Origin of the sequence: Pseudovibrio sp. Ad46, from assembly GCF_001623065.1 — a bacterium.
In the GTDB taxonomy this organism is placed as follows: Bacteria; Pseudomonadota; Alphaproteobacteria; order Rhizobiales; family Stappiaceae; genus Pseudovibrio.
The window spans coordinates 75,911-88,274 of sequence record NZ_LMCG01000005.1; the positions used below are offsets into that span (position 1 = coordinate 75,911).

Here is a 12,364-nt window from a genome sequence, read left to right on the forward strand (position 1 = left end):
CATGCGTAATCTCAAAAAAAGGCCTCCCAGCACTTTCACGAGATTACGATGCTGATCAGGGCTTAAAAGAAAGCCTGAAGGCCAGTCTGCGCACGACCCAGAATAAGGGCGTGAACGTCATGTGTACCTTCATAAGTGTTGACGGTCTCAAGGTTTTGAGCATGGCGCATCACCATAAACTCCTCAGAGATGCCGTTACCACCGTGCATGTCACGTGCCTGACGCGCAATATCCAGCGCCTTGCCGCAGTTGTTGCGCTTCACAATGGAAATCATCTCAGGAGCAACGCGGCCTTCGTCAAACAGACGACCAACACGCAGGGAAGCCTGAAGACCGAGGGTAATCTCGGTCTGCATGTCTGCCAGCTTCTTCTGGAACAGCTGTGTCTGTGCCAGAGGACGGTTGAACTGCTTGCGGTCCATGCCGTACTGGCGAGCACGCATCCAGCAATCTTCCGCAGCGCCCAGCGCACCCCAGGAGATGCCATAGCGAGCGCGGTTCAGACAGCCGAACGGACCTTTCAGGCCAGAAACGTTAGGCAGCAGCGCATCTTCACCCACTTCAACGTTGTCCATCACGATTTCACCGGTGATGGAAGCACGCAGAGACAGCTTGCCTTCGATCTTAGGGGCGGAAAGACCTTCCATACCCTTTTCAAGAACGAAACCGCGGATCTGGTTGTCATGCGCTTCAGACTTCGCCCAAACCACAAACACGTCTGCGATTGGGGAATTGGAAATCCACATCTTGGAACCAGTGATGCGGTATCCGCTCTCGGTCTTCACAGCGCGGGTGCGCATGCCAGCTGGGTCAGACCCTGCATCCGGCTCGGTCAGACCAAAACAGCCAACGTATTCGCCAGAAGCAAGCTTCGGCAGATACTTCATGCGCTGCTCTTCAGAGCCGTAGGCGTAGATTGGGTACATCACCAAGGAGGACTGCACACTCATCATGGAGCGGTAGCCACTGTCCACACGCTCAACTTCGCGGGCAACAAGGCCGTAGGCCACGTAAGACGCACCTGAACCACCGTATTGCTCTGGAAGGGTCACGCCAAGCAGACCCTGTTCCCCCATCTCGTTAAAGATGGAGCGATCAGTCTTCTCTTCGCGGTAGGCTTCCATCACACGTGGCAGAAGCTTTTCCTGAGCGTAGGCACGCGCGCTTTCCATGATGAGGACTTCGTCTTCATTCAACTGGTCGCGCATGAGGAACGGGTCTTCCCAATTAAAGACGCCTCCGCCGGTTGGATCACTACTCATGCTCAAAATTCCTTATTCAACGTCAAACTTCACACCCTGCGCCAATGGAAGAGCGCCAGAGTAGTTGATGGTATTGGTCGCGCGGCGCATGTATGCCTTCCAGGCATCAGAGCCAGCTTCACGACCACCACCAGTTTCTTTCTCACCACCGAATGCGCCGCCAATTTCAGCACCGGATGGGCCAATATTGACGTTTGCAATGCCGCAATCAGAGCCAACAACAGAAACGAAGGTTTCAGCTTCACCCATGTCTTTGGTGAAGACGGAAGAAGACAGACCAGCACCAACACCGTTCTGAATTTCAATCGCTTCATCAAAGTCGCTGTAGCGAACGACGTAGAGGATCGGAGCAAAAGTCTCTTCCAGTACAGGACCAACCTGACCTGGCATTTCAACAACAGCAGGCTGAACGTAATAGGCATCCGGATACTCGTCCGCCATCACGCGCTGGCCACCATGCACGGTGCCGCCAGCTGCCCTCGCAGCTTCTAGAGACTTCTGCATGTTGTCATAAGCGTCTTTGTCGATGAGCGGACCGATCAGCGTGCCTTCTTCGGTCGGAATGCCGATCTTCACAGAGGCATACGCCTTGATAAGACGTGGGATCAGCGCATCATAAACGCTGTCATGTGTGATCAGACGGCGAAGAGTAGTACAACGCTGACCGCAAGTACCCATTGCAGAGAAGGCCACGCCGCGCAGGGTCAGGTCCAGATCAGCAGATGGGGTCACGATCGCTGCGTTGTTGCCGCCCAGCTCAAGGATGGACTTGCCGAAGCGCTGTGCAACACGTGGACCAACCTGACGACCCATGCGAGTGGAACCGGTTGCGGAGATAACAGGCACGCGCTTGTCGTCGACCAGCGTCTCACCGATTTCACGACCACCTACAATAACTTCCAGCAAGCCCTTCGGCGCATCATCACCAAACTTGGCAACCGCACGCTCAAACAGCGCAGCACACGCCATTGCTGTCAGAGGAGATTTCTCAGATGGCTTCCAAACAACGGAGTCACCACAAACAAATGCCAGTGCTGCGTTCCAGGACCAGACCGCGACTGGGAAGTTGAACGCGGAGATCACACCAATAACACCGGATGAGTGCCAGGTTTCCATCATACGGTGACCCGGACGCTCGGTCGCGATGGTCAGACCGTACAGCTGACGCGAAAGCCCAACTGCAAAATCGCAGATGTCGATCATTTCCTGAACTTCACCCAGACCTTCAGAGGTGATCTTGCCTGCTTCCAGGCTCACCAGCTTACCAAGGTCATCTTTATAAGTGCGAAGCTCTTCACCCAGCAGGCGAACCAGTTCGCCACGACGAGGGGCTGGCAGCTTGCGCCACTCTTTGAAAGCATCGTGAGCACGACCAATCGCAGCGGTGGTTTCCGCGGCGCTGTCTTCTTTGATCATCGCCAGCGTTTCACCGGAGTTTGGAGAAGTTGCAGCAAGTGTGCCCCCTTCCAAAGCAGCGCGGGCTACACCCATACGCTCCATGAGTTCAATTGTTTCTTTTGCGAATTGCGCGGTATCCAGACCTACGGTCATTGAAGCCCCCAAAGAGTGAGAAACAGTCAGTTCGAAATTTGAGCAGAGTTTCTCTTGTCCTGTTCACGGGTAAAAGCTACGTCTTTTCCATTATTCATTCGCATATGGAATGACTGATAATTTCGCTTGGATCTTGCGCTAGTGAGAAAACTGCTTAAAATCAGTAGGATAATAATGGGTATCGGCCTATTTGAGATTCTGTTTTAAGAAGGAGATGATGCCAGATAGAACGAAATTTAATCGTGTTGGGTGTGCTTAACCTCGCGATTTCAGGAGTTTCGAGCTGTTCACGGCATCATGAGAGGTCAGGATGAAGCGTGGTTTTATCCCCCCGATAGACTGTTTGATCGCATTCGAAAGCGCAGCGCGGCACGGCAGTTTCACGCGTGCAGCTGAAGAATTGTTCCTGACGCAAGGCGCAGTCAGCAAACAGGTGCGCCTTTTGGAAGGTCGCTTGGGTGTTGAGCTGTTCAAACGGATTCGCCAGCGCATTGTTCTGACGGATGCCGGGCGTATCTACCTGCATGACATCCGCGGCACGCTGGAAAAGATGACCAGCGCGACCCGTCAGGTGATGTCCTTTGCGGGCAGTGAGGATGTGCTCAACGTCGCCGTCCTCCCAACCTTCGGCACCCGTTGGCTCGCCCGCCGCCTCCCCCGTTTCCACGAGCGCTACCCGGAAGCCAGCTTCAACCTCTCCGTCCGTCTGCGCCCCTTCGATTTCTCGGTAGAACCGTTTGATGGAGCGATCCATTACGGAGAACCTGTCTGGGCAGGAGCCATCGCAGAGCCGCTGTTTCAGGAAGAAGTCATTCCAGTCGCCTCCAGAGCATTCCGCGACAGACACAGCCTGCGCACACCGGAGGACCTGATCGACGTTATGCGCCTGCACCAGTCAACACGGCCAGATGGATGGCAAAAATGGTTCTCTCTGGCAGGTGTAGAAACAGATGGCGCCTTTCAGGGCCCGCGTTTCGATCAGTTCACCATGATCTCACAGGCTGCTGCTTCTGGCCTGGGCGTTGCGCTGGTGCCAAAGTTCTTTATTGAGGAAGAGCTCGCCGCAGGCACACTGGTCCGCCTGTTTGACATCAGCCTGAAACTCTCCTCCGCCTACCACTTCGTCTACCCCGAAAACCGCACCCTGCGCCCAGTCGTAAAATCCTTCAAAGCATGGCTCCAGGAAGAAGCCCACGAACAGCAACTGGACCGAGAGACGTTGTTGCCACAGTAGGGAGTGGCCTAAACCGCCTTTAGATAGATTGTGAGTCGGTTTGTGAGTTATCAGTTTGCTACTGATGTGAAACAGATATGATCTCGGCCAATCCAAATTGAGATAGGTCTTCTCCAGAAATATAATACATCTGATTAGGAGGCGTTTTTCGAACCTGTTCTAAAAGGAAGCTGGGCGTACCCAGAATCTTTAGTTGTGAAATAAACTCTTCAGTTGCGATTTTTCCATAGAAGCTCCCCATTTGGCTATCTAGGCTTGCTGCTGTGCTAGCCTGATGAAAACCAAACCGGGCGTCAGGAGAAACATAGAGTTCTGAAGCTGACAATGCGATCAAAACACAAGCACTTGCGCAGTGAGATTTGACGAGCACTTCAATGCCCTTGTCGTTTATAAAGGCACCAATCCTTTCTGCGCTTGTGATGTCTCCTCCACCACTACGCAACTCTATTGAATGAATTGGGGCTTTTGAGTGGGCCATCTTGAGAGTATCAAATGTCTTAGAGCCAATTTCGCCATAAAGCACAGCACTGCCTTTGTTCTGAACAGAAACAACAACACCTTTCAACTGAGCAGGCGCTTGGGCAATTTGTAATGAAGCTTCAAAATTGAAGATAGTGCCCAACGCTGCACCACCTTGTAGAATCAGTAGTATCAGGAGGAAGAGATCATTCAATGAATGAGGTGCTTTAATATTACCTGATTGATTTATAGAACTGGCAATTACTATTGACGCAGTAATTAAGAAAAAGAAGCAACAGGCTGCGGTTAAGCCCACGTGGCCCCAAAAGACATCGTTAGCAAGATAGCTATAACCTTGTGTCATAAACCACGCTACTACGCCGCTAACAAAAGATGCTAATGCGAAGAGCGTTTTTAGTACTCTATATTTCATAAACGCTTATAGCTGCTCCATAGCGCGCACCATGGTCAAGATTAGGAAAAACAGGCCGATACCGATCACATTGAGAATGTATTGCCCAATTCCGCTGGGGCGATGCCAAGCAGTATATTTTTCTGTATCCCAACTTGTTGTTTTATTTGACTTTAGTCTTTGATAGGAGCCCCACATAGTAAACAGGGCGACTATTGGAATTCCGAGTCCCAACCCTCTGAGTAAAACGTTGAAGTCACGTTTTAAGCCATCCCAAAACCCAAGAAGTTGGCCATCGGTCCGAGTTATTTTTATCCCAAATATAAATTTTCCAAGAGTAGTGCCACTGACGCCGATTAAACTTCCACCCAATACAGAGGCAGCACTTGCGGTAAACATTAAATCTATCAGACGGCCTCCAGGACCATCAAACAATGAGAAGAACTCATCAGCTGCAGCAGGCGCAATAGCGTAAAAAACAAAAGCCAATAGCATGACTAAAACAACGCCGTTAAAGGTCGTGTCAAATAGCCGGGCTGCATATCTTCTCCAAGGTGTAGGCGGGTTCGCAAGCCATCCCTTGGGGGCAGTGCCTACTTCTGATTGTGATGATTCTTCATGAAGGGGTGCATGCAAAGTTGGAAACAGGTTTTCCGACGCTGGGCGAAGTTTTAGAATCTGGTCGGTATTTACTTCTGTATCATCTAAACTTAGGTTCTGCTCAATTGTTGCCGAAGTACCTTCATTATCGAGAATTTGACCAGCAGATGTCCAATCATCGCCATTGGTAGAGCGAACAAGCGTACTCTCCGTTATCAAACCGTTCTGCCGAAGTATGCGAAGATTACGGACATCAAACGGCCCTACTTCATGCTTGCCGTCATGATAATAATACACTGAACCTCTCCCGTGCTTCCTAGTGTAGACTATAGCTATCTGCTAGAAAGTTGGGAAGAACTGCTTGTGTTAAAGAGTGATATCTATTCTAGGTTGTGGATACGTATTTTGATGCAAAATGTGTCGTAAATCGCTTCGTAGTTGTCTTGCCGCTTCTGTCCATCCACTTCTACCCCAGCTCATAACTCGCAAAGCTGTAGATCTTGTCGAGGGGGAGGTTGGGGTCTTGGCCCTTATACATTCTGGCGGTAGCGAACACGGGTGATAGGTCGTAGCGCTCTGCCAGTTCCACGGCTTGTTCATTAGGCAAAGGCAGATCAATGTTGATCATCTGCCCTTTGGCGCTACCAGCAAGGGCGCGGAACAGCAGGTCAGCCCCTTCTGGAGTTTCAGCGGCCATTGGGCCGATACGATACCCATCACGGGCCGCACGGATTACGCCATAACCGCGAACAATTCCCTCTTCAACCAGATATAGGCCCCGGCGCATAGGGTTCATTGGCTCCATCCAGCGTTCCAGAAAGGCGGAGCGCTCTGCGGGAAAGTAGTTGCGGTCATATTCTATAATGCTCGGCAAAATGCCCTTGCCAATGATGGAAATCCGCTGATCCATAGGCATGGTGACATCAGATAGACCGCTGTAACGCATATTCTGATGAACGAGCCTGAAGCCGGACTTCGCGTAATTGTCTTGCTCTTCCACCACGCCATCAAGGCCAATCGTCCGTCCTTCTAGCCGTTTCATGGCGGCATTCCATATAACGGCCCCGAGGCCCTGCCTGCGAAACTCCGGATGACAGATGTAAAAGCCGAGAAAGCCATAGGCCTCACCGTATTGAACGGCAGACACCATAGAAACCAGCTGATTGTTTAGATAGCAGCCAAGAAAACCACCGGGATCCGCTGCATAATAGGATGGAGCATCATCTTCACCTGGATTCCACCCCTCTTGGGCGGCCCAATCCAGCATGGTCAGAATGCCATCTTCATCCATAACGCGAATTTCAGTGTCCAGCGGAGCCATCGGAAGCCTCTTTCATCAACCCGGCAAAGTTATGTGTAAACTAACGTAAGAGAGTCAGCGTAGCGCAGTATGGTTAAAGAGGAGATGAAAGGCTTTCATCTAATTGGACCATGCGGAAACCGCGGACTGCAGAACTTTATGAGGAAAAGAAACCGGACGCGATAAAATGCAGATGGAGCCACGGAAAAATCCGATAATCTGACGCACAAACCGCATACATGGGTAGGAGACGTCGCGATGAAGGTTCATGGTAAAGCATACCGTTCCATTTGGCCGCTGGAAGCTGGAAAATCTGTCGGGATCATCGACCAGACCTGCCTCCCCCATCGTTTTGTCGAGGTTGAACTGCGTAATCTGGAAGATGCAGCAGTTTCCATCAAGGACATGTGGGTTCGAGGCGCCCCACTGATTGGCGCAACAGCCGCCTTTGGTGTTGCACTGGAAATGGCGCGGGACCCAAGCGATGCAGCGCTAAGCAATGCGTGGCAGGTGCTCCATGCAACCCGCCCCACCGCAATCAACCTGCGCTGGGCGTTGAATGACATGCAAGGCCTGCTCTCAGAGCTGCCATTGGAGCAAAGAGCGGCAGCTGCGTGGAAGCGGGCCGTCGAGATTTCTGATGAAGATGTGGCCTGCAACGAGTCCATCGGCAAGCACGGCCTCAAGCTGATTGAAGAGATCGCCGCGCAAAAGAAACCGGGCGAGACCATCAACATCCTGACTCACTGCAATGCGGGCTGGCTGGCGACCGTGGACTGGGGGACAGCCACCTCTCCGATCTATCAGGCCCACAACAAAGGTATCAAGGTCCATGTCTGGGTTGATGAAACCCGTCCGCGCAATCAGGGCGCTGGCCTGACTGCATGGGAGCTGGGAGAGCACGGCGTTCCTCATACGTTGCTTGTCGACAATGCAGGTGGCCACCTCATGCAACATGGCATGGTGGATCTTTGCATCGTGGGAACGGATAGAACAACTGCACACGGCGATGTCTGCAACAAAATCGGCACCTACCTAAAAGCGCTGGCAGCCCATGACAATGGCGTCCCATTCTACGTGGCTCTGCCTTCCTCAACCATCGACTGGACCGTCGCTGATGGCCTGAAGGAAATTCCGATTGAAGAGCGTGGCGGCGAAGAGGTCGCGTGGATCTCGGGCGAAAACGCGGAGGGCAAGGTTGAGAAGGTGCGCATTTGCCCGCCAGAGACCCCTTTGTCCAACTTCGCGTTTGATGTGACGCCATCAAAATACGTCACCGCCCTGATCACTGAGCGCGGTGCCTGTGCAGCAAGCAAAGAAGGGCTCGCAGCGCTGTTTCCAGAGCGGGCAAACACAGACGCCTGATAGAACTAAGACAAACGGATACCTTGCCGCTAAGCCATCACTCTTCAATGTTAGGGCAGAAATCCAAGTTGATTTTATTGGGAGGGACATATGTCCTACGAGAATATTCTGGTTGAGACACGCGGCAAGATTGGCCTGATTACGCTAAATCGCCCGAAAGTATTGAATGCATTGAACAGCGACCTGATCGCTGAGCTTGATGAAGCACTGAACGTATTTGATCGTGACCCTGAAATTGGCGCGACAGTCATCACCGGCTCCGAGAAAGCCTTCGCGGCGGGCGCTGACATTAAAGTGATGGCAGAATACGACTATCCGCAGACCTATCTGATGGACTTCATCACCAGTTGGGATCAGATCGCGCAAAAGCGTAAACCAATCATCGCAGCAGTCGCAGGCTTCGCGCTGGGCGGCGGATGTGAGCTTGCCATGATGTGTGATTTCATTTTGGCAGCAGAATCTGCGCAATTCGGTCAGCCAGAGATCAAACTTGGCGTTATGCCAGGTGCAGGTGGTACACAGAGATTAACAAGGCTTGTTGGCAAGTCAAAAGCAATGGAAATGTGCTTGACAGGCCGTATGATGGATGCATTAGAGGCTGAGCGCGCCGGTCTGGTTTCTCGTGTTATCGCAAATGAAGATCTGGTCGCTGAAGCAATCAAAGCTGCTGAAAAGATTGCAAGTTTCTCGACTCCAATTGTTATGATGACGAAGGAAAGTGTAAACCGTTCTTACGAAGTAACACTTGCTGAAGGCATTCGTTTTGAGCGTCGTTTGTTCCATTCTATGTTTGCAACCAGCGATCAAAAAGAAGGTATGAAGGCATTCATAGAAAAGAGAAAACCTGAATTCGAAGACGGATAAGCCGTTTTTAGGCAGGTCTACACCTTTTTTCGTTGACGAGGCTCAGACTCCCAACTATAAGCGCTCCACAACCAGAGGCGGATTTTGTTCGTCACTGAATTCGTTTGATCGGGGCGGCTTTGGGCGGTCTCGTTCGCGATTTGAAAACAGTTCTTACTGACAGATCAGGACAGAGCCCATGGCCAACACTCCTTCGGCCAAGAAGGCGGCACGTAAAATTGCTCGCCAGACGGCCACTAATAAGGCTCGCCGTAGCCGCGTACGTACATACGTTCGTAAAGTGGAAGAAGCAATTGTCGCGGGTGACCAGACAGCTGCTAACGAAGCATTCAAAGTTGCACAGCCTGAGATCATGCGTGCATCTACTAAAGGCGTTATGCATGCGAACACTGCGTCTCGCAAAGTATCCCGCATGAATGCCCGCATTAAGGCACTCGGCGCCTAATCCAATTTTTTTGGACTAAAAAAGCCCGGTCGTATGGCCGGGCTTTTTTGTTAGCTGGATAAGCTTACCCTAGGATAAAACTGGGGCATTTTCACGGCGGATAGCCTGTGGACTAGTCTCGGAGCCTGTCAAGGAAAATCCTTAAAAAACAATGGATTGGCTCTAGGTTAAAATTGTCACAGTTGAAATGAGCAGATTCTTGGTGAGTCAAGAGATGGCCGGATAAATTTTTTTTATTCGCTTCCCAGGCCCACCATTAACCAAGCGCATATCGAGAAAGTTGTTGAGTTCACTGCTTTTTGCCGAACTTAGCCGTTGACGACATATGAGCTTGACCTTGCGTCACAGAAAGGGCATTTGCGTTTTGTAAACTTTCCGCTATTGCGGGACCAAAATCGGCTGTGTATGGTCAAGAAGAAGTCGGGTTGCTACCCGATCCCAGCATACAAGTTAGAAGAATCGAACCAGGGTCGGGCAAAGCTGGTCAGATGGCGTAAAGTCTAGGCGTTGCATTTTATAGTAATTGCAATTTAGACTACTAGAGTTGTTGCGTCATTTTGCTGCTATTGTTGCTTTTCCTTCTGATTTTTCTTGAATTTCGATTTTGAGTCTTTTTATAGTGGCTTACTCATTTGGGTGAGCAAACGTAATGCGTCTAGGTTAGTAAATGGAAGTATCTATGCATGAGTCCTATGCAGGTGATCGAAGCGTAACGGAAGTTTTCGAGAGCCTTAAAGCTGATGGTTCTGCAATTCTTGTAGATGTAAGAACCAACGCTGAATGGACCTTCGTAGGCATTCCGGATCTTTCCAAATTGGAGAAGGAAGTCATCCTTGCTGAATGGCAGGGTTTCCCATCCAATGGCCCTCATGAGGGCTTTGCGAGTCAACTTTCTGACGCATTGACGCAAAAAGGACTTGACCAAAACGCTGCAATCTTCTTTTTGTGCCGCTCTGGAGTTCGGAGTAAGGCAGCAGCGATCGCGATGACAGCCCTTGGCTACAAAAACTGCTACAACGTGGCAGACGGCTTTGAAGGCGGTCATGATGCTGAAGGTCATCGAGGCTCGGTTTCTGGGTGGAAGGCTCAAGGTCTTCCGTGGAGCCAAGGATAGCTCCCAAGAAATATTAGAATTTAGCAACGGTGTGTGGGCGCCACACCGATGTGATGTTTTTGTCTAATGGCAACGAAATAAAAAAGCGTCTGGTTCAACAAAGCTCGAAATGAGCGCAATAGATTTGATGGTTGAGTATCTGTGGCGGAATACTCAACGGCTGCAAGGAGGCGAGCATGCACGTTCAGGAAGCTCCAGGGCCGGAGCAATGGGATCGCGTTAAGAAACGTCTACGTGTTGAGCTGGGTGAAGATGTATTCTCCAGCTGGTTTGCACGTGTAGACATGGAAGGGCACACCAACGGCACCGTTCGTTTGTCTGTTCCTACGCGGTTTTTGAAGCAATGGATTCAGTCTCATTATTCAGAGCGTCTGATGGGACTTTGGAAAAATGAATGTGATGACATTCATAAGATCGAGCTCACCGTTCGCGGTGCCGTTCGTCCCCGTCCTGCAGCGGCTAAGCCAGCTGCACGCCCAGCACTGGGTGGCAAGACTGATATGCGCCCAATTCAGGTAAATGATCCTGTTGGTCTGCGCGCAACGTCCCCAATGCCATCCATGATGGGCGGTCGAGGTGGTCGTTCCGACCTTTCCTCTAAAGACGTGCTCGAAGGGGCATCCCTCGATCCGAAATACGTCTTCGAAAGTTTTGTTGAAGGTGAATCCAACGTTCTGGCTCTTGCAGCAGCAAAGCAAGTTGCAGGCGGCGGTGTCGTAACCTTTAACCCGCTTTACCTCCATGCTTCTGTAGGTCTTGGTAAGACCCACTTGATGCAGGCGATTGCAAATCAGGCCCGTATGGCTGGTCGCCGTGTTCTGTACCTCACCGCAGAGCATTTCATGTACCGCTTCGTTGCCGCGCTTCAGGCGCAGTCTGCAATGTCCTTCAAGGAAACTTTGCGTTCTATCGATCTTCTTTTGATCGATGACATGCAGTTCCTTCACGGCAAGCAGGTGCAGCAGGAGTTCTGCCACACTCTTAATGCATTGATTGATGGTGCTCGTCAGGTTGTTGTTGCAGCTGACCGCGCTCCGGCTGAATTGGAAAGCCTGGATGATCGCGTTCGCTCCCGCCTGGCAGGTGGTCTGGTCGTAAATATCTCCGAACCAGATTTCCAGCTTCGTCGCGCTATCATTGAAGATCGTATGCGTGCTCAGCAGCGCTCATACCCGAACTTCACTGTGCCGGAGGCCGTTCTGGACTACGTTGCTCGTAACGTAACCTCTTCAGGTCGTGACCTGGAAGGTGCTCTGAACCGTCTCGTTGCGCATAATCAGCTGACAAACTCTCCGGTAACTCTGGAAATGGCTGAAATCACTCTGCGTGATCTCATCCGTGCAGCTGAACCACGCCGCGTTAAAATCGAAGACATTCAGCGCGTTGTGTCAAAACATTATAACGTCACAAAAGCAGATCTGCTTTCTGCACGCCGGACACGCACCATCGTGCGTCCTCGTCAAATCGCTATGTATCTCGCTAAGATGATGACCCCACGTTCTCTGCCAGAGATCGGTCGTCGCTTCGGCAATCGTGACCACACAACAGTACTTCATGCAGTTCGTAAAATCGAAGAGCTCTCCAAGGCAGATAACGGTCTTGCGCAGGAGCTGGAGCTGCTGAAGCGTATGTTGGACGCCTAGAGCGCATTCCATTTGATTGGCTTCAATCAAATGATCTGAATGAGCTCAAGGAAAGAACTTAGAGCACGATGCGTGAATGCAACGTGCTCTAATAAGCGTCCTCTACACGGAGCCA

General features: G+C 51.2%; 11 protein-coding genes. 6 read left to right on the top strand and 5 right to left on the bottom strand.

Annotated elements, in window-relative coordinates:
• Positions 1-62: 62 nt before the first annotated feature.
• Positions 63-1,262 carry an acyl-CoA dehydrogenase gene (locus tag PsAD46_RS01920; protein ID WP_057463143.1) on the bottom strand — a complete coding sequence of 400 codons (1,200 nt, stop codon included), beginning with the start codon at positions 1,260-1,262 and terminating at the stop codon, positions 63-65.
• A 12-nt stretch (positions 1,263-1,274) separates the two neighbouring features.
• Positions 1,275-2,813, bottom strand: a complete 1,539-nt coding sequence (locus PsAD46_RS01925; protein ID WP_063294350.1) for an aldehyde dehydrogenase family protein — start codon at positions 2,811-2,813, stop codon at positions 1,275-1,277.
• A 310-nt stretch (positions 2,814-3,123) separates the two neighbouring features.
• Here PsAD46_RS01925 and PsAD46_RS01930 point away from each other — a divergent pair, with 310 nt between their 5' ends.
• Positions 3,124-4,047 carry a LysR substrate-binding domain-containing protein gene (locus PsAD46_RS01930; protein ID WP_063294349.1) on the top strand — a complete coding sequence of 308 codons (924 nt, stop codon included), beginning with the start codon at positions 3,124-3,126 and terminating at the stop codon, positions 4,045-4,047.
• A gap of 58 nt (positions 4,048-4,105) precedes the next feature.
• Here the strand turns inward: PsAD46_RS01930 and PsAD46_RS01935 are convergent, their stop codons facing one another.
• The 3 genes from PsAD46_RS01935 to PsAD46_RS01945 all read right to left on the bottom strand — a co-directional run bounded on the left by PsAD46_RS01935 (position 4,106) and on the right by PsAD46_RS01945 (position 6,839).
• Complete coding sequence (locus PsAD46_RS01935) at positions 4,106-4,939, bottom strand: hypothetical protein (protein WP_063294348.1); 834 nt, start codon at positions 4,937-4,939, stop codon at positions 4,106-4,108.
• A gap of 6 nt (positions 4,940-4,945) precedes the next feature.
• Positions 4,946-5,815, bottom strand: coding sequence for an RDD family protein (locus PsAD46_RS01940; RefSeq protein ID WP_063294347.1), 870 nt, complete (start codon positions 5,813-5,815; stop codon positions 4,946-4,948).
• A 169-nt stretch (positions 5,816-5,984) separates the two neighbouring features.
• Positions 5,985-6,839, bottom strand: coding sequence for a GNAT family N-acetyltransferase (locus PsAD46_RS01945; protein ID WP_063294346.1), 855 nt, complete (start codon positions 6,837-6,839; stop codon positions 5,985-5,987).
• A gap of 237 nt (positions 6,840-7,076) precedes the next feature.
• On the opposite strand from PsAD46_RS01945, the gene mtnA reads away from it, so the two are divergent.
• The 5 genes from mtnA (at position 7,077) to dnaA (ending at position 12,249) form a co-directional block, all read left to right on the top strand.
• Entirely contained in the window at positions 7,077-8,183 is a 1,107-nt protein-coding gene (gene mtnA / locus PsAD46_RS01950; RefSeq protein WP_063306028.1) for an S-methyl-5-thioribose-1-phosphate isomerase, read from the top strand.
• A gap of 90 nt (positions 8,184-8,273) precedes the next feature.
• Positions 8,274-9,047: an enoyl-CoA hydratase gene (locus PsAD46_RS01955; protein WP_063300367.1), complete on the top strand. Its 774-nt coding sequence runs from the start codon at positions 8,274-8,276 to the stop codon at positions 9,045-9,047.
• A gap of 178 nt (positions 9,048-9,225) precedes the next feature.
• Entirely contained in the window at positions 9,226-9,492 is a 267-nt protein-coding gene (rpsT, locus tag PsAD46_RS01960) for a 30S ribosomal protein S20 (protein ID WP_057463136.1), read from the top strand.
• Between the two features lie 679 nt (positions 9,493-10,171).
• Positions 10,172-10,606, top strand: coding sequence for a rhodanese-like domain-containing protein (locus tag PsAD46_RS01965; protein WP_057463135.1), 435 nt, complete (start codon positions 10,172-10,174; stop codon positions 10,604-10,606).
• Between the two features lie 176 nt (positions 10,607-10,782).
• The gene (gene dnaA, locus PsAD46_RS01970) at positions 10,783-12,249 is read left to right on the top strand and encodes a chromosomal replication initiator protein DnaA (RefSeq protein WP_057463134.1); all 1,467 of its coding nucleotides are present in this window, start codon (positions 10,783-10,785) and stop codon (positions 12,247-12,249) included.
• The last annotated feature ends 115 nt before the right edge of the window (positions 12,250-12,364 follow it).